Annotated in this window: 15 protein-coding genes; 4 read left to right on the plus strand and 11 right to left on the minus strand. The window is 53.8% G+C overall.

Features of this window, described 5'->3' with window-relative positions:
• Positions 1-35 precede the first annotated feature (35 nt).
• Complete coding sequence (locus HYD27_RS28770; RefSeq protein ID WP_219221055.1) at positions 36-1,085, minus strand: lactonase family protein; 1,050 nt, start codon at positions 1,083-1,085, stop codon at positions 36-38.
• A gap of 269 nt (positions 1,086-1,354) precedes the next feature.
• Here HYD27_RS28770 and HYD27_RS28775 point away from each other — a divergent pair, with 269 nt between their 5' ends.
• Together HYD27_RS28775 and HYD27_RS28780 are read left to right on the plus strand one after the other, a co-directional pair.
• The gene (locus tag HYD27_RS28775) at positions 1,355-1,615 is read left to right on the plus strand and encodes a GlsB/YeaQ/YmgE family stress response membrane protein (RefSeq protein WP_074110004.1); all 261 of its coding nucleotides are present in this window, start codon (positions 1,355-1,357) and stop codon (positions 1,613-1,615) included.
• 210 nt (positions 1,616-1,825) lie between these two features.
• On the plus strand, positions 1,826-2,332 hold the full coding sequence (locus HYD27_RS28780) for a CcdC family protein (protein ID WP_219221056.1): 507 nt from the start codon (positions 1,826-1,828) through the stop codon (positions 2,330-2,332).
• 84 nt (positions 2,333-2,416) lie between these two features.
• On the opposite strand, the gene HYD27_RS28785 is transcribed toward HYD27_RS28780, so the two are convergent.
• Positions 2,417-3,436, minus strand: a complete 1,020-nt coding sequence (locus HYD27_RS28785; RefSeq protein WP_219221057.1) for an NADP-dependent oxidoreductase — start codon at positions 3,434-3,436, stop codon at positions 2,417-2,419.
• A 253-nt stretch (positions 3,437-3,689) separates the two neighbouring features.
• On the opposite strand from HYD27_RS28785, the gene HYD27_RS28790 reads away from it, so the two are divergent.
• Positions 3,690-4,652, plus strand: coding sequence for an L-lactate dehydrogenase (locus tag HYD27_RS28790; RefSeq protein ID WP_219221058.1), 963 nt, complete (start codon positions 3,690-3,692; stop codon positions 4,650-4,652).
• 98 nt (positions 4,653-4,750) lie between these two features.
• Here the strand turns inward: HYD27_RS28790 and HYD27_RS28795 are convergent, their stop codons facing one another.
• On the minus strand, positions 4,751-6,778 hold the full coding sequence (locus HYD27_RS28795; RefSeq protein ID WP_219221059.1) for a methyl-accepting chemotaxis protein: 2,028 nt from the start codon (positions 6,776-6,778) through the stop codon (positions 4,751-4,753).
• A 188-nt stretch (positions 6,779-6,966) separates the two neighbouring features.
• Positions 6,967-9,417: a heavy metal translocating P-type ATPase gene (locus tag HYD27_RS28800; RefSeq protein ID WP_219221060.1), complete on the minus strand. Its 2,451-nt coding sequence runs from the start codon at positions 9,415-9,417 to the stop codon at positions 6,967-6,969.
• A gap of 376 nt (positions 9,418-9,793) precedes the next feature.
• Between HYD27_RS28800 and HYD27_RS28805 the strand changes: the two genes are divergently transcribed.
• Positions 9,794-10,783, plus strand: a complete 990-nt coding sequence (locus tag HYD27_RS28805) for a cation diffusion facilitator family transporter (protein ID WP_219221061.1) — start codon at positions 9,794-9,796, stop codon at positions 10,781-10,783.
• A 571-nt stretch (positions 10,784-11,354) separates the two neighbouring features.
• Here HYD27_RS28805 and HYD27_RS28810 read toward each other — a convergent pair.
• The 7 genes from HYD27_RS28810 to HYD27_RS28840 all read right to left on the minus strand — a co-directional run bounded on the left by HYD27_RS28810 (position 11,355) and on the right by HYD27_RS28840 (position 16,805).
• On the minus strand, positions 11,355-11,720 hold the full coding sequence (locus HYD27_RS28810; RefSeq protein WP_219221062.1) for an ArsR/SmtB family transcription factor: 366 nt from the start codon (positions 11,718-11,720) through the stop codon (positions 11,355-11,357).
• Between the two features lie 144 nt (positions 11,721-11,864).
• Complete coding sequence (locus HYD27_RS28815) at positions 11,865-12,605, minus strand: ABC transporter permease (RefSeq protein WP_219221064.1); 741 nt, start codon at positions 12,603-12,605, stop codon at positions 11,865-11,867.
• A gap of 2 nt (positions 12,606-12,607) precedes the next feature.
• Entirely contained in the window at positions 12,608-13,324 is a 717-nt protein-coding gene (locus HYD27_RS28820; protein ID WP_219221066.1) for an ABC transporter permease, read from the minus strand.
• Positions 13,321-14,235 carry an ABC transporter ATP-binding protein gene (locus HYD27_RS28825; RefSeq protein WP_219221067.1) on the minus strand — a complete coding sequence of 305 codons (915 nt, stop codon included), beginning with the start codon at positions 14,233-14,235 and terminating at the stop codon, positions 13,321-13,323. Before HYD27_RS28825 ends, HYD27_RS28820 begins: the two co-directional genes overlap by 4 nt.
• A gap of 59 nt (positions 14,236-14,294) precedes the next feature.
• A complete protein-coding gene (locus HYD27_RS28830; RefSeq protein WP_219221069.1) occupies positions 14,295-15,728 on the minus strand; it encodes a sensor histidine kinase in 1,434 nt (477 codons plus the stop codon).
• Positions 15,725-16,399: a response regulator transcription factor gene (locus HYD27_RS28835; RefSeq protein WP_219221070.1), complete on the minus strand. Its 675-nt coding sequence runs from the start codon at positions 16,397-16,399 to the stop codon at positions 15,725-15,727. Before HYD27_RS28835 ends, HYD27_RS28830 begins: the two co-directional genes overlap by 4 nt.
• Positions 16,400-16,610: 211 nt before the next feature.
• Positions 16,611-16,805, minus strand: a complete 195-nt coding sequence (locus HYD27_RS28840) for an EAL domain-containing protein (RefSeq protein WP_219221072.1) — start codon at positions 16,803-16,805, stop codon at positions 16,611-16,613.
• Positions 16,806-17,178 lie beyond the last annotated feature (373 nt).

Raw genomic sequence — 17,178 nt, forward strand, 5'->3', positions numbered from 1 at the left:
CCGCTGATTGCCAGCCGGGGCGAGGCACTTCTATGTTACAGCAGCTTCAGGCAGACCGGTGACGGGATCTCCAGCTCATTGCCGGTAGGGATCAGCCTTCCGGTCTCCCTGTCAATTCTAAAGGAGACAATATTGCCGCTGTTCTGGTTGGCTGAGAGCAGCATCCCGCCGATGATGGCAAAATTGCGCGGCGTCCTCCCGCCTGATATGACCCAGTCCTGCGGCTCAAGCAAGCCGGTGGAGGCATCGATATGGAACATCGCGATGCTGTCATGCCCGCGGTTCGACGCGTACAGGAAACGCCCGCACGGGGATACATGAATGTCGGCGGCAGTATCGTCGCTGCCGGCGTTATAATGCTCCGGAAGGGAGCTGACGCACTGCAGAATCTTCAGGTCAGCGGAAGATTCATTGTTTGCAAAGACGGTGATTGTGCTGTTCAGTTCATTGATCAGATACAACCATTGCCCCGAGGGATGTCCGGCCAAATGACGGGGACCCGAGCCCGGCGGCAATGCAACTTCACGGCGGGTAATCAGCTTCCCGTCCTCCACACGGTAGAACACAATCTGATCCAGTCCAAGATCACAGACCAGCACATGTGCACCGGTCCTGTCCGGAATGACCGAATGGGGATGCGGCGCTTCCTGCCGGTCTTCGCGCGTTCCCGACCCTTCATGCCTCACCTGGGAGGACATCTCCTGAAGCGAGCCATCGGCATTCAGAGAAAAGACGTTGACGTTGCCTCCTGAATAGTTGGAGACAAATATGTAATCCTCTTGCGGAGAAATTGACACATAACATGGCGCGCCCCCATCCGTCGGTCTGCTGCCCAGGAGGCGCAGCGCTTTGCTGCCGGACTCAATGGCATATGCAAAGACCTCGCCTTCATCCTTTTCACTTACAGCGTACAGGACTGTCCCCGAGCTGTTCACAGCCAGGTATGACGGATTCTCAATGCCCTTGGTGCTGTTCAGCACCCGCATTTCTCCTGTATCCTTGTTCAAAGCCCCCAGAATAATCGCAGCTTGATCTGCGCTATTGTAGGTTCCTGCATAGAATAGTACCTCATTAGGCTGTTGCATGGCAGCGGCTCCTTCTATCGTATATTGGCGGGTAGCTCCACATACTTCTTATATACCCTTTATCATATGGAGTAGACCCCCGATTCCGTACTTTTTTCACTGTAACATGTTTATGTACCCAGTACCTTACCTGGTTTAAACAGCATATTTTTGGACACACTGAAATACTAATTATAAGACTGCCGACAATATTTAACACCTGGTTTAAACATCCGGCATGAGGTTAATAGTAACCATCGAAGATAACAAACACTAAGGAGCTGAAGATAATGAGTTTATTATGGATGTTGATTGTTGGTGGCGTCATTGGTTGGTTGGCCGGTCTGATTATGGGCAGAGATATTCCCGGCGGTGTTATAGGCAATATAATCGCCGGTATTCTCGGTTCATGGCTCGGCGGCATGCTGCTGGGAAGCTGGGGACCTAAGGTCAGCGACTTCTACGTCTTCCCGTCCCTCATCGGTGCGATTGTCCTGATCTTTATCGTCAGCCTGATCCTCCGTTCGGTCGGCGGACGCAGCCGTTCTTAAGACATAACCTTATATTGCAGCCGGACCCTGCTTAGCAGGACTGGCATCCAAGCCCGCCAAGGCTTTCCTTGGCGGGCTTCTTATAGCTTATGCTGTTGCTGCAGGTGATGCAAATGCGGAATTTCCGCCAGGAAGCTTCAATGTTTTGCCTTCTTTTTTCTGCTATAATGGGAAAATAAGTGACACAAATCACAGAGAGGAAAGTGAATCATGGGCAATATCAACCCTTCACTTCTGCATGTCGGCTCCACTCTCGGGGCTGTATTCATGGCGCTGATGGTTATTTTCATCCGTCTGAAGGCAAGTGGACGCCCGGTGACGATCCGCAAAATCTGGATTCCCCCGCTCGGCATGTCCACAGGCTTTGCCATGTTCGTTGTACCTGAGGTCAGATTTTCCTGGTGGTGGGCGGCTGCGGCTTTCCTGATCGGCTGGTTTATTTTTGCCTATCCGCTGATGCACAGTACCAAATTCGAAGAACGGGATGGCCGGATTTACGCACAGCGCTCCAAAAGCTTCGCCTTCATCCTGCTCGGCCTGCTGCTGATCCGCACCGTGCTGCATGAATTCATCAATCGGTATGTATCCATTCCGCAGTCAGGCGGACTTTTCTTCATCCTGGCCTTCGGAATGATCCTGCACTGGAGAGTGTTCATGTATAAACGGTACATCCGGATGGCGCCGCCGGAGATTCCTATCCCGCAGCCTCGAAGTTAACCTAACCTCTTGTCCATATATGGAAAAAGGAGCATTCCGGACCTCTGCGGCCTCCAGATTGCTCCTATATCAGCACCTCGCCCGTCACTCCAGCGATTCTGCTTCGGCCACCTTCACCAGCTGTTTGCCGAGATTATCTCCGCTGAACAGTCCAAGGAAGCTCTCCGGAATCCGTTCAAAGCCTTCTGTAATGTTCTCGGCATTCTTCAGCCGGCCTTCACGAAGCCAGCCTGCAAGCTCTCTGGTGCCTTCCGCAAAATGCTCCGCATAGTCACCGACCAGAAACCCCTGCATGAGCGACGTATTCTTCAGCAGAATATTCTGCACCCGCGGCCCCTGGTCCTGCTCCTTCAAATTATACAGAGCAATCTGGCCGCAAATCGGAATTCTTGCGTTTTTATTGATTCTTGCCAGTACCCTGTCTGAAATTTCACCGCCGACATTCTCGAAATAGACATCGACGCCGTTTGGACAGGCTTTATCCAGCGCCTCTTCCAGATCATCCGTTTTGTAATTGATGACCTCATCGACACCGAGTTCATTTTTCAGATATTCATTCTTCTCTTCCGAACCGGAAATGGCCACGACATGCGCGCCTTTGATCTTGGCGATCTGAGCCACGACCATCCCAACCGCCCCGCCCGCGCCGGATACCACCACAGTTTCTCCAGGCTGCGGCTTGCCAATATGCAGCAGGCCAAAGTACGCGGTGAGTCCCGTCATTCCAAGAATGCCCAGCGCAGCGGTTACCGGAACCAAGCCGGGATCAATCGCTTGGAGTGAGGCGGCATCCACGGCCGCATAGGTCTGCCAGCCCCAACCGCCGCTGACCATATCTCCTTTGCGCAGTGCGGTATCTCCCGGATCAACAACCTGGCCTATCGCACCGCCGCCCATCAATCCGCCCACTTCATAGGGCTTGGCATAGGATTTGGCTGCATTCATCCGTCCGCGCATGTAAGGATCTACCGACACATACAATGTCTTCACCAGTGCCTGGCCGGGCTTTGGAACCGGAAGCGCCTCCTCAACAAAGGAAAACTGCTCTTTCCCCGGGAGTCCCTGCGGTCTTGCGCCCAAAACAATTTTACGGTTCACTGACATGTAATATTCCCCTTTCCGCTGATATGCATATGATATTAGTAACCCGCCCAGACTTTTCTAACCATCCATGTCATTTGTGGAAGAATATGAAAGGAGCGGCCAGTCTTTTTTGTTCCTCATGTCAGGTAACTTACAATAAGATCAGTTAGAATATAAGCATACTTAACCACAGGCTTCCATGCAAGTTTCCTGAGATAACGGTCACTTGGGAGTATAGGCCGGGTATTACTTTTAGAGAGTGGGGACAAGGCAATTGAAGAGTAAATCTAGAAAAGTGGCGATCGTCGGCTCGGGAATGGTTGGTTCCAGCTGTGCCTATTCCATGGTCAATCAGGCTATTTGCGACGAGATCATGATGGTAGACCGCACCTATGACCGCGCCATGGCACAAGCGCTTGATCTCTCGCACTGCATGGATTTCACCGGAACACGCACCAAGGTATATGCCGGCACCTCCAGCGATTGCGCCGGAATGGACGTTGTCATTCTGACAGCGGGCGCCAATCCCAAGCAGGGTCAGAGCAGACTGGATGTCCTGGATGCTGCGGCGGTTATCACCAGGGATATTATTACGGAAATTATGGCCGGAGGCTTCGATGGCATCTTCGTGGTAGCCGCCAATCCTGTTGATATTGTCACCTATATGGTCTGGAAAATATCCGGCCTGCCGCGCCACAGAGTCATCGGCACCGGAACCTCTATCGACTCTTCGCGCCTGAAGACGCTGCTGTCGGAGGTATTCACCATTGATCCCCGCAGCGTCAACGGTTATGCGCTGGGCGAACACGGCGAATCCCAATTTGTCGCCTGGTCCCATGTGACCATCGGCGGCAAACCGATTCTGCAGATCATAGAGCAGCACCGGGAACGCTTCAGCACACTGGATCTGGAAGACATCGCCCGCAAAACCAAGGATGCCGGCTGGGAGATTTTCACCCGCAAGGGCTCGACGCATTTTGGCATCGGAAGTGCGCTGGCATATATTACACGCTCCATCCTCAATGATGAGCACAAAATCATTGCGGTCTCGGCGATATTTGACGGTGAATACGGACAAAGCGGCGTATGTGCCGGAGCCCCGGCTATTATCGGCAGCGGCGGTATTCAGGAGCTGCTTGAGCTGAATCTGAATGCCGAGGAATTTGCGAAGCTGGAAGCCTCCTGCAACATTATCCGCCGGGGTATAGACAGCCTGCATCTTGAAGAGATGGCATAATCCGCGGAGCTTGGACGCAGCTGCCCGAACACCCCTCGATCTCACACGCCGAAGCGTGGAGCATGTAGGGGTGTTCGGGTTTGGGTCTGCTTTTGAGCTTAACGGAATTTTTCAATTTCCGCTTGCAGCCTGGACATCATCTCGTTCAGGGATTGCGCCGAGGTGACGACCTTCTTCATAATCTCCATTTGTTCTGCAGAAGCATTGGATACCGCCCGGGCGTTCTCCGCCGAATCCTTGGCAATGGTCAGCATATCGGAGACCGAAGCGGTAATCTCCTCCGTCCCTGCAGACATCTCTTCGTTGATGGCGGAGACGTCCTGGATCTGCATGGAGACCTCACGGATGGAGGAACGGATATGGTCAAAGGATGCGCCGACATTTTTCATTTTCCCCATTCCATCGCCAATCTCCGCAATGCTCTTCTCCATGGACAGGGCAGCATCCATTGTGGAGGTTTGAATCTGTTTGATCAGATCCACGATATTGATGACCGAGGTATTGGTACGTTCGGCCAGCTTCTTCACCTCGTTCGCCACGACTCCGAAGCCCCGCCCGTGCTCGCCAGCCCTGGCAGCCTCAATCGAAGCATTGAGCGACAGCAGTCCGGTCTGGCTCGCTATCTCGGAAATGACATCAACGATTTGACCGATCTGCTCCGACTGCTGCGTCAGTGTCTGGATCAGCTCGGCGGTTTGGCCTGCCGATGCGGTAATGACCTTCATCTGCGCGAGCGTCGATTGAATCTCCAGATAGCCGCTTTCGACCTCTGAGCTCACGGTTTCCGCCTGATCCGATACACTTGCGGAGGATTCCGCAATTCTCTGCAGCCCGACAGCCATTTCTTCCGTCGCCCGCGCCGACTGCTCCGAGCCTTTGAATTGCTCCTCCATGCCATGGGCCACCTCCTGGATTACGGCAGCAACTTCTGCCGAGGTATTGGAGGATTGATTGGCATATTCCAGCAGCCCTTCTGCGGCAGAGGCTACCTGCAGCACGGTGGTATCGATGGTTCCGACAATGCCGGACAGCGAAGCGACCGTATTATTAATACTCTCGCTCATTTGCCCGATTTCATCCCCTGAACGGACAGCTACTCTTTCGCTCAAATGGCCGTCAGCCACTCTTTTCATTACACCGGAGATGGCCACAAGCGGCTTAACCGCCTTACGGGTAAGGTATAGCGAAAGCAGAGCCACAAGCAGGATGATGCCGATGATTAATATAGTTGCCAGGCGCTGGGCGGAGTTCACCTTGGCATAAATCTCGCTTCTCGGCACATCGATCATCAGTTTCCAGTCCGTACCCGGAATAGTTTTGAAATATGTAACGACAGTCTTACCGTCCTCGCCCTTATAGGCTTCCGAACCGCTTTCACGGCTGAGAATGGCTGTGACCGCCTTCTGTATCTCCGGCTCCTTGGCATAATCGGCCATATTTTTCCCGATCCGGCCCATGTCTGAATACGCGTAATAATCCCCTTTTCCGGAGACTACATAGCCGTAGCCGCTCTCCGCCACATGGATGCTCTCGCTCATATCCATCAGAATGTCGGGTGTGACCGAAAAAGTGATGCCTCCGGTGAATTGCTGCTCCTTATCCAGGACAGGCACGATAATCGGGATGATGTATTTCTTCAGCGGCTCCAGATACGACATATCGCCGACTGCCGGCGCATGGCTTTCTTTGGCTTCCAAAAAATAAGCAGACTCTGCCATATCGGCGGTCAGGTTCAGCGTATTGGTCAACAAGCCTTCTTTATTGACAACGCTATAGCCTTCAGATTGGGTGTCGCTCTCCTCCAAAACCTTAACCACCGGAAAAATAGTCTGCGGCTGGGTAGTGTCGAACTCCGGATGCTGCGCGGCAAGCTCCTGCACGGCCGAGGTTCTGCTCTTCAGCCATTCATCGATGCGTGAGGTGTTCAGCTCTAATATTTTCGTGGCCAGCTCCTCGCTGTCCGAACGGGTCACCGCCCCGAAATACTGCATGAAAAAGAGGGTCGTCCCCAGTAAAGGCACAATGGAAATGGCAAGAATCACAAGCGACCATTTGGTTTGTACGGATGCTGATTTTCTTCGTTTTGCTTTTATTTTCATTTTTTCCGGTAAAGCTGCTTTGTCCACCTTAGTTCCCCCCAGCAAAACTGATTATGACCTTCCATATGTTGTAAACCCATAGTGATATATCGGCGATAACAGACAAAACCTATTAGTTAATACATAAAAAATAAGCATCAAGACCCACATTATGGAATCTCAAATGCTTATTTTTTTCACATTATTTGTTTAGCTGAACATACCGTAAAAAGGATTCACACGGATTTGGGAACCTGCAGTGCCCGAACACTGTTCAATACCGCAAGTACCGTTACGCCCACATCCGAGAAAACAGCTTCCCACATTGTAGCGATGCCAAATGCGCCAAGCAGCAGGAAAATAGCCTTCACTGCAAGGGCAAAAATAATATTCTGCCAGACGATGGTCCGTGTGCGCCCCGCGATCCTTATGGCTGTGGCAATTTTTGACGGCTCGTCAGTCATAATGACGATATCTGCCGCTTCAATGGCTGCATCTGAGCCCAGTCCGCCCATGGCGATGCCGACATCCGCTCTGGCCAGCACCGGAGTATCGTTAATCCCGTCCCCGACAAAAATAATCTTCTCCCGCTTGGATTTCTCCCGCTCCAGCTTCTCAATGGCCTCGACCTTGTGCTGGGGCAGCAGCCCGGCGTGGATTTCCTCAATGCCCAGCTGCCGCCCAACCGCTTCCGCAACCGATGATGCATCGCCGGTCAGCATGACTGTTCTGTGGATTCCGAGCCGTCCGAGTGCCTGAACCGCCTCAAGCGAATCCTCCTTCACTTCATCGGCAATCAACAGATAACCTGCATACTGCTTATCCACGGCGATATGGACTACGGTTCCGCTGTGCTCCGGCGTCCGGCTGACAATGCCTTCACGCTCCATTAGCCGCGCATTCCCGGCCAGTACTGCTTTGCCTTCTACCGTAACGGCAATGCCGTGGCCGGAAATTTCGTTATAGTCCGCTATGGAGTCAGCGGAAATCTCTTCACCGTAAGCAGCCCGGACGGATTCGGCAATCGGATGGCTGGAGTGGCTCTCGGCATACGCCGCTGTCCGCAGCAGCTCCTTTTCCCCAATGCCCTCCGCAGGATAAATGCCCGTTACTTTGAACTGGCCTTTGGTGAGTGTTCCCGTCTTATCAAACACAACAACCTTTACATCGCCCAGTGCCTCCAGGAAGTTGCTTCCCTTGACAAGAATGCCGCTTTTGGAAGCTGCGCCAATGCCGCCGAAGAAGCCGAGCGGAATCGAGACGACAAGTGCACAGGGACAAGAGATGACGAGAAACACCAGTGCCCGGTAAATCCAATCCGAGAAGCTGGCTCCACTAAGCAGCAGCGGCGGAAGAACCGCCAGCAGCAGTGCGGTAATGACTACAACCGGTGTGTAGGCCCGGGCAAATTTGGTAATGAAATTTTCTGTTTTTGCTTTGTTATTGGAGGCATTCTGCACCAGCTCCAGAATTTTCGAAACCGCCGATTCGCCAAAAGTCCGGGTAACCTCAATCGTAACCACACCATTGCGGTTAATAAAACCGCTCAACACCTTGCTGCCCGGTTCCGCAGAGCGCGGCACAGATTCCCCGGTAAGTGCCGAGGTGTCCATCATCGCGCTGCCTTGAAGGATGGTTCCGTCGAGCGGCACCTTCTCGCCCGGCTTGACCACGATATGCTCGCCGATCTCTACCTCTTCCGGAGAGACGCGTCTCAGGTTCTCGCCTTCCTTCAAATAAGCGAACTCCGGGCGGATATCCATCAGCGCCGTAATCGAGCGGCGCGAACGGTTGACAGCCATGCCCTGGAACAGCTCGCCAACCTGATAGAACAGCATAACGGCTACGCCTTCCGGGTATTCTCCAATGGCGAATGCCCCAATCGTTGCCAGCGCCATCAGGAAATTCTCGTCGAAAACCTGGCCCCGGACGATATTCCGGACAGCTGACCAGACGACTTCGCCGCCGACAACCAGATAGGCGGCCAGGAAAATCAGCAGCTCCGTGACCCCGCGGACCGGCAGGAACATTCCGGCCGCTGCAAGTACAGCTCCGGCACCCAGACGCAGCAGGATGCGGCGCGTGTCGCCTCCGCCATGCTCATGGGCTGCATGGCTGTCGGCATGAGACTCCGCATGGCCGTGCGCTGCATGGCTGTGGCCGTGCGCTGCATGGCTGTGGCCGTGCGCATGGGCTTCGCCGTGACTGTGAGACTCAGGACTGCCGGCTTGAGATGCGGCATGGACGCCCGGTGCATGGCTGTGGCCGCTGTGCGCATGGGCTTCACCGTGGTCATGAGCCTTACGGCTGCCGGAATGAGACTCGGCGCGAACATGGGCCTCGCCGTGACTGTGTGAATGAGATACGGCACGACCAAGAGGCCCATGACTGCCTGCTTGCTCCTGCCCGCTTGCAGGCAGCGGTCTTCTGCGTACGCCTGCAGCCTTCACTTCTCTGATCTTCACGTGAGGCTCAAGTATGTTCACCGTCCGCCGGGCTTCAGCAGATACGGCTTCGGCCTCAGCCGCCGCTGTCTCCAGCGTCATCAGCTTCATGGCGAAATTCACCGAGCAGGACGACACTCCTTCAATTTTCTTGACCTTGTTCTCAATTTTCATGGCGCAATTCGCACAGTCCAGCCCTTCGAGTAACCACTGCCGCTTCACATTTCCTTGAACCGCATTCAAATGACTCATCTCCCTTGGTCAAACCTATATATGAGTATTTGTTCATATGTTTATTTACACATATTATATGCCCCTCAATCTTGAAGTGTCAATGTACAGAATGCATAGTTTTCCGCTTTTTTTCACAAGTCGGTTGACTCAGTTTCTGTTTCACTTAGATCAAGAAGAGGTTATACGCTTCAGCGTGAAAGTGGAGGATAGTTTATAGCATGGGTCCTAAAAACAGTTATTGTTTGGAAAGATTAAGTTTTAAGGGTGCACCCCCGCCCCTAATGACACTTAAGGGGCGATTATTCCTGCTTGTAATTTGCTTTCATCCCGGATAATATTAACATATGAGCAACCATTCATATGTTTACACAGAGGGGACATTTATATGAATAACCACAATCATCAGGGGCATACCCACGAACATCAGGCAGCGCATGACCAGGAACATGGACATGTGCATAAGGACGGGCATGGACACAGCCATTCCGGCCACTCCCATTCACACATGACCCATAACAAAAGAGGGCTGCTGACCGCCTTGATCATTACCGGAGGCGTTATGTTCCTAGAATTTTTTGGAGGACTTGCAACAGGCAGCCTGGCACTGCTCTCCGACTCCGGACATATGCTGAGCGACACCGCCTCCCTGGCCTTAAGTCTCGTGGCGATGATCTTTGCCGTCAAGCCGCCTTCCGCGAAGAATTCCTACGGCTTCCACCGATTTGAAATTATGGCCGCATTATTTAACGGCGTTACGCTGTTTGTCATTGCCGGATTCATCATCCGGGAGGCCTGGCAGCGGTTCTTCGAACCGCCGGCAGTTGCCAGCGGCACAATGATGATCATCGCAGCTGTGGGGCTGCTCGCCAATCTGCTCAGCGCCTGGTCGCTCATGCGGAAAAGCGACACCAAAGAGAACATCAATATTCGCAGCGCCTATCTTCATATAATGGGCGATGCCCTCGGCTCCGTCGGCGCATTGCTTGCCGGGCTGGTCATGAACCTGTTTTCCTGGTATGCCGCTGACCCGATCATCAGTGTGCTGGTGGCTTTGCTTATCCTCAGAGGAGCCTGGGGGGTGCTGAGGCAGGCCTTTCATATTCTGATGGAGGGAACGCCGCTGGCAATCAACACCAATGACATCAAAGAGGCCCTAATGAGCATCGACGGGGTTGAGGCTGTCCATGACCTGCATGTGTGGACCATCACCTCCGGACTTGATGCGCTCAGCGGCCATCTGTTAATCGGAGATCACAAAGACTCCCATAGTATTCTCCAGCAGGCCATTAATCTTGTGGAGGACAAATTCGCAATTCAGCATGCCACGCTGCAGATCGAGGATTCTTCCCTGAAGCATGGGGAACTGCGGGTGTAGCGGCGGGCTGCCCTTCTCCACACATAACTCACATTGTATACGGAAAACAACCGCAGCCCTGTCAATAGGCCCGCCCCGTCCGCAGCTGCCAGGTAGAATGATGTACCGCCAATTCTTGCTGTAGCTCACTATAAGCCAACTGCTAAGTGGATTTTGTAGCACTAATTCTGCTGTAGCTTACTAGAGCCCACTGCTAAGTGGATTTTGTACCACTAATTCAGCCGACGACACCTCATTTCACCCTTTCCGGCAAAATTAAGTGCATAAAATCCCATTATATACCTATTATGGCTCAAAAAGGCGGAATTTAGTTTTACTTTTTACCACTATTTTAAACACCAGCTTGCTGGCGATGATCATAAGGGCTTGCTCCAATCAAGCTGCCTTTGCCTATTAAGCAAGGTATCCCTCCATATAGAAAAAAAGGCCAACCATAAAATTATTGGTTGGCCTGTAAATTCGAAGGGCCGTCTCCCGGAAGATTCTTCTTAGGAGACGGCCCTTTTATTGCTGACGTTTAATTCAGCTGCTCCACAGCCAATCCGGCTGGCGGAGCAGCATCCTGCCCTCTCTATTCGTGCCGGATATGCTCATGCGTTTGCAGAAAAATCTGCTCCACATGCGCATCGTTCAGCGAATAATACACGGTTTTGCCTTCCTTGCGGCGTTTCACGATCCGCAAATTGCGCAGATAGCGGAGCTGGTGGGATACCGCCGACTGGCCCATATCCAGCAGGGTTGACAAATCATGCACGCACAGCTCCCTCTGCGACAGAGCATAAATCATTCGTACCCTTGTCGGGTCGCCCAGCGCCTTGAACATCTCCGCCATTTTATCCGTTGTCCCGCGGTCAGGCAGGATCAACGCTATAGATTCCGGTTCCAGCTCCGAACCGTTGCATGTATTATCGCATTCTTCCAGTGCCGCTGGCTCCATGCTCTCGCCCTCCTCCATCTGTTTTCATCCGGCTTTACCGATTGTTAATCGAAGCTTCTACGATTAATTATAGCAAAACTTCACCTGATGTCCATGGAGTAGCTAGCGGCGGGAAGACTTGCAGGCGCAGCGGCGCAGGCAGCTTCAAACTGCCTTGCGCCAAAAGGAGAGCAGGCCGGCCGCCAAAAATAAAGCCAGACTGCCAAAGACAACGATCATCAAGCTCTGTATTGGCAGATTAAAGGCGCCAAAGCGGTCCCCGCCAAAGGGCGACATTGCCAGCATCGGCTGCACCCAAGGATAATATGGACCGTAGGTGACAGAGTTGGCGATCAGGATATTGGGAATCGTCAAGCTCACATTCAGTGCGAGCGGCGCCCCAAAGCTGTTCCAGCTCTGGGATACAGCCAGCTGCAGCGCCGCCAGCGGCAAGCAGGCCAGCCAGCCGCCGAAGATGCTGGAAAGAAGCAGCGCCCAAGGGACAGGCGCATCCACGCCGCGCAATAAGCCCACTCCCAGCAGCACAGCAAAAAAAAGCAGTTGTACAGCTGCCAGCAGCACCATAACCATGGTGTACTTGGCAAGATAAACCGAGGTGCGCGTTACCGGCAAGGCCAGCAGCAGCTTCCAGCCGCCGTCGGCATGCTCGGCCCGGCAGATCAGCGCCGCAAAAACACCCGAAAGCACCGGAAGGAACAGCATGGCATGAATCAGCGACATCACGCTGAGCAGCACCTCCCAGGTGACCGGCTGCCCGTCTTCCTGCATATTGGCAAGCGCCCCCAGGAGCACAGCTACCGCGGGACTGCCTATAACAAGCAGCCAAATATGGGATTTGGACATCTTAAGTCTTTCTGCGGATAGAACTCTCCAGAAGCTCCTCATCTTCAGTTCACATCCTTCCGTTCAAAATGCACAGCTCCCGGCAGCAGCACCAGCAGACCCAGCAGCAGCCCTGCCCCGCTGAACAGCCAGGGCCGCGAAGCGCTCCAGGCGAGAGCAGGCCAGGTTAAGGGAATCCATTCGGACAGGTACATTGAGAAGAGGCTCAACAGCGATAAGGCAATACCAAGCGAGACGGGCAGCGTCTGGTTGCGGCTCGACAGGGAAAGCCACAGCTGCAGAGCGATCACGGGCAGCGCCGCAGCGTAGGAAGCGAAGCCAATCCGCAGCACAACGGAATAAGGCACCGGCTGGGAGCCGAAGCCCAGCAGCAGTCCCAAGCCTGCCGTACCTGCCGACAGAATCAGGCAGGAGACCGCGAGAAGCAGCAGACACAGCAGCAGCTTGGCCATGAATACAGAGGTCCGGGAGACCGGCAGGGCCAGCAGCTGCTTCCATGAGCTCATCTGATGCTCCACATTCGCCAGCAGCGAACAGATCAGTGTGCCTCCCAGATACATCGCCACCGGCACGAAGCCGGCCAGGTTATTCAGGAGTCCGCCCCATAAATCCGCTTGATACTGCCTGGTCAGATAATCGTAGCGGATGCCGAAGTTCAGCCCCTGCATCGCAAGCAGGCCAACCGGCCCCAGAAAGACCAGGAACCATAGCCCCTTGCCGCGGATTTTCAGCCAATCCGCCGAGAACGACCGCCACATCATACAGACTGGCCTCCTTCCACTACCTGCAGGAAAAAATCCTCCAGCGATTGTCTGCGCTCTTCTACCCGGTAGACCGCGTGGCCGTTCTCGACCAGCTCCTTGATCAGCAGCGCAACCCTGGCATCACTCATCCTGGGCAGGGTGATGCGCCCCTCCAGCAGCGTGCCTGGGCAGCCCCTCCGGCCGGCCAGGATCAGCGCTTCCTCCGGCTCAGACACGGCAAGGCGCAGATCCCCGGCAGCCTGCTGCTGCAGATGGGCAATCGTGTCCTGATAGACCATCCTGCCGGCGCGGATGATGCCCACCGTTCCAGCCATCTGCTCAATTTCACTGAGCAGATGGCTGGATACAAGGACCGTAATCCCCTCTTCCCGGGGAAGCCGTTTGATCAGCGAGCGGATTTCCTGGATGCCTGACGGATCAAGGCCGTTGGTAGGCTCGTCCAGAATCAGCAGCTCAGGGCTGCCCAGCAGCGCGGCGGCGATGCCGAGCCGCTGCTTCATGCCCAGAGAGAAGCCCTTCACCGGACGTTTGGCTTCCCCTGTCAGGGAAACAGTATCCAGCACTTCGGTGATTCGTGTCTTCGGCACGCCGAGAATACGGCGGATAGCCTCCAGGTTATCCCAGGCACTCAAATGTCCATAATAAGACGGCGATTCTACAAGCGAGCCGACCTTGCGCAAAATTTGCAGCTTGTTCCGTTTAAGCTCCTGTCCAAACACCTTTATGCTTCCCGAAGTCGGCTTAATCAGACCCAGCAGCATGCGGATAGTCGTGGTTTTACCCGCGCCGTTGGGTCCAAGGAAGCCGTAGATTTCCCCTTTGGCTATATTCAGATTCAAATGCTCCACCGCAGCCCGGCCGCGGTATTCCTTCAATAAATCCCTGGTCTCAATCACTGTTTGCGTCATGTTCTTCACCTCGGTAACCAGCATAACGCTCCAAGGTTAAACGCACGGCGGCAGCAAGTTTAAATTTTGTTTAAATTCCCGGACGGCAGGCTCCGAATCACAATTCTGGTTCCTTCACTTGTACTGTCCACCTTCCATTCCAGCCCCATCCGCTTCACCAGCAGATCGACGATGGACAAGCCCATACCTGCACCCTTTGCCCGGGAGCTGCTGCCCAGACCCTTGCCCTGATCGCGGATAAGGATAACACGCTCACCGTCCCTCATCTCCACTGCCACGCCCACGTATAATCCGCTGCGTGCATGGCGCACGATATTCTGGAACAGATTATCCAGAATGCGGCGAAACCAGCTTTCATCCACATTCCAATACAGCGGTTCCCCCTCCAGATCAATGTCTATCCGGAAGCCCTCCTTCTCCCACAGCGGGTACCATGCCGCAGCGCTCTCCCGCAGCAGCCGCAGGACATCTCTGCGCTCCGGCTTCAGTGTCATCCGTCCGCTGCTGAGCAGGTTGTAGGAGAGCAGATTTTCGATCAGCACGCCGAGGCTTTCGATCCGTTCATCCATCAGCCTCAGGGATTCCCGCCCGCGCCCGGACAGCTCCTCCTTGCCGAGGATATGGAGATGGCTGCGGATTACAGTCAGAGGAGTGCGCAGATCATGCGACAAACCGGAAACAAGGCGCTTGCGCAGCCCTTCTTCCTCCGCCTCACGCAGGCGGCTGGCAGCAAGCTCGGCCACCATCGTATTAAAGGCCGTTTCCAGACGGCCGATCTCATCGGGCTTGCCTGGAGCAATCAATGGCGGCACACCTGCTTCTTCAGTGAAGATCATAGCCGTCTGCAGCCGCAGCAGCCTTTTGCGGATTCGAATAAAGAAAAGCCATGAAACCATAATGAAACCAATAAACAACACAAGCATAACCGCCATATACCATGAATTCAGCCCTTCGAAAGAATCCTGCTTCCTGACGGCGGAGGGAATCTGCATCACCATGAACCCTTCACCCGCATCTGGCCGGTCGCCCACAAAAGCAACGATAGCCAGCGGATCAAGAGCTGAGCTTTTCTTCATGAACAAAATCGCATCGGCGGCTGTCCACTGCGCGGGAATTGCATATTTTTCGTTCTGCTGCCAAAGCTCCGGATCGGCCGGCTCCAGCGACAGCCGTGTCCGTCCCTCTCCATCAACCCAGAATATGGAAGAAAAATTATAGGCGGCACGCAGTTCCCGCAGCCGCTCATTGATAGCCTCGGGCGGTTTGCCCAGCAGTCCTTCCGCTTCCTTATGCCAAGTGGTCTCCAGTCCGGAAATGCTTTTATATGCTGCACTTTCCTCCGGCTCTTCCCGGCTCAGTCCATTAAAGAGGTTATACATCGCTATGGTCAGCGGAATAACAATTGGAATAAACAGCATAGCTACAATAATAATCAACAGATAACGGGAGAGCAGGGAGGTGCGCAGCTCGCGCAGACGGCCTGTCTTTCTCATGCCCGCACCCGGTAGCCGATCCCCCGGACCGTCTCAATAATCTCCGGAGCAGCCGGATCAAGCTCCAGCTTCTCACGCAGATAACGGATATGCACCATCAGTGTCTTGTCGCCTTCCATATAGCTCTCTCCCCAGACCGCCTCATAAATCTGTTCCTTCGTCAGAATCTGTCCCAGATGGCGCAGCAAATACGAAAAGATCTGAAACTGTTTGCCGGTAAGCAAAATTTCATTTCCGCTGTCCGCCTCAATAATCCGGTTGTCTCCTTCGTATACCATGAGATGCTTCAGCCTCAGGGGGATGGACTTCGCAGTGCCTGTCCGTCTTAGCAGCACCTCGATCCTCGCGGCCAATTCGTCCGGATGAAAGGGCTTCGTCAGATAGTCATCGGCGAATTCCAGGCCGTGAAGCTTGTCATCGATCGCAGTGCGGGCGGACAGCATCAGAATCGGCAGACTCGGGTATGCACGCTTCAAACGCCGGCCGACGGTGAAGCCGTCCAGTCCCGGCAGCATAACATCGAGAATCGCCAGCTGGCAGCCTGCCGCCGCCTCTACCGCCCCTTCCCCGCTCTCCAGCCAGCGAACGGCATATTCCCTCTCGCGCAGATCGGCAGAGACAGCGCCTCCGATCTCCCGTTCATCTTCAATATACAGCAGCGTAACACCCATGCAGCTCAAATCCTTTCTCTTTCAATCAGTGAACAAGAAAACCCCGAGGCGGCAGAAAAAACCGGCTGCGCTTCGGGGATGCTTAAACTGGTTATTATGCAATATGTCCAAAATGGCCGGAGGCTTTCTGCCGGTTTTCTGAACAGATACCCTTGACCAAAGGATGCCGATATCACGGCAAAAGAGGAACTCCTCCCGCCGCTCAGGTGCCCTAGGCCAGCACCTTGGCTCCGAATTCAGAAGCCCGGTTCATGATAGCCCTGATCGTAAGCTGCTTCGAAATATCTCCATCACAGATGCTGATCAGCCCGCGGTCGATCTTCACATAATCAAGGAGAGATGTGCATGGCCTGAATTTCAATTCGTCTTCCACCGGTTCAATTGAAGAACTGTCAACGCAGCTCATGCAATCCCCTCCAGCTCATGTTGTCAAAAAACCTGTGCAGCAATTATAGCATGATTTCCCAGGGGCCAGTAAGAAGAAACAGCTGCGCCGTCCTTGACCGGGCAACGCAGCTGTTTGCATGAACCATTCATCATCCAAAAGGCAGCCATTTTAGTGGGAAAAAGGATAACTAATCCACCGTATTCGGATCTTGGATCATCCCTAGTGGGAAAAAGTACACCTAATTCGGATGAAATCAGGCATATGGGGATGGCGTAAAATAGTATGTGTAAGGATCGGGGAGTCTAGTAAACGACAAAAAAGTAGGGTATCCTTGGGATTGCAAAGTCACCAAGAAAAGGAGCCCTACTCAATGACCAGTATACAACAAAAC

Origin of the sequence: Paenibacillus sp. S150 (assembly GCF_019352175.1) — a bacterium.
Classification (GTDB): Bacteria; Bacillota; Bacilli; order Paenibacillales; family Paenibacillaceae; genus Paenibacillus_AQ.

Coding starts and splice junctions, on each gene's coding strand:
- HYD27_RS28815 (WP_219221064.1), bottom strand. CDS start 12,605: ATGAGGAGCTTCTGGAGAGTTCTATCCGCAGAAAGACTTAAGATGTCC.
- HYD27_RS28835 (WP_219221070.1), bottom strand. CDS start 16,399: ATGGGTGTTACGCTGCTGTATATTGAAGATGAACGGGAGATCGGAGGC.
- HYD27_RS28805 (WP_219221061.1), top strand. CDS start 9,794: ATGAATAACCACAATCATCAGGGGCATACCCACGAACATCAGGCAGCG.
- HYD27_RS28830 (WP_219221069.1), bottom strand. CDS start 15,728: ATGAGAAAGACAGGCCGTCTGCGCGAGCTGCGCACCTCCCTGCTCTCC.
- HYD27_RS28780 (WP_219221056.1), top strand. CDS start 1,826: ATGGGCAATATCAACCCTTCACTTCTGCATGTCGGCTCCACTCTCGGG.
- HYD27_RS28820 (WP_219221066.1), bottom strand. CDS start 13,324: ATGATGTGGCGGTCGTTCTCGGCGGATTGGCTGAAAATCCGCGGCAAG.
- HYD27_RS28840 (WP_219221072.1), bottom strand. CDS start 16,805: ATGAGCTGCGTTGACAGTTCTTCAATTGAACCGGTGGAAGACGAATTG.
- HYD27_RS28785 (WP_219221057.1), bottom strand. CDS start 3,436: ATGTCAGTGAACCGTAAAATTGTTTTGGGCGCAAGACCGCAGGGACTC.
- HYD27_RS28825 (WP_219221067.1), bottom strand. CDS start 14,235: ATGACGCAAACAGTGATTGAGACCAGGGATTTATTGAAGGAATACCGC.
- HYD27_RS28775 (WP_074110004.1), top strand. CDS start 1,355: ATGAGTTTATTATGGATGTTGATTGTTGGTGGCGTCATTGGTTGGTTG.
- HYD27_RS28770 (WP_219221055.1), bottom strand. CDS start 1,085: ATGCAACAGCCTAATGAGGTACTATTCTATGCAGGAACCTACAATAGC.
- HYD27_RS28810 (WP_219221062.1), bottom strand. CDS start 11,720: ATGGAGCCAGCGGCACTGGAAGAATGCGATAATACATGCAACGGTTCG.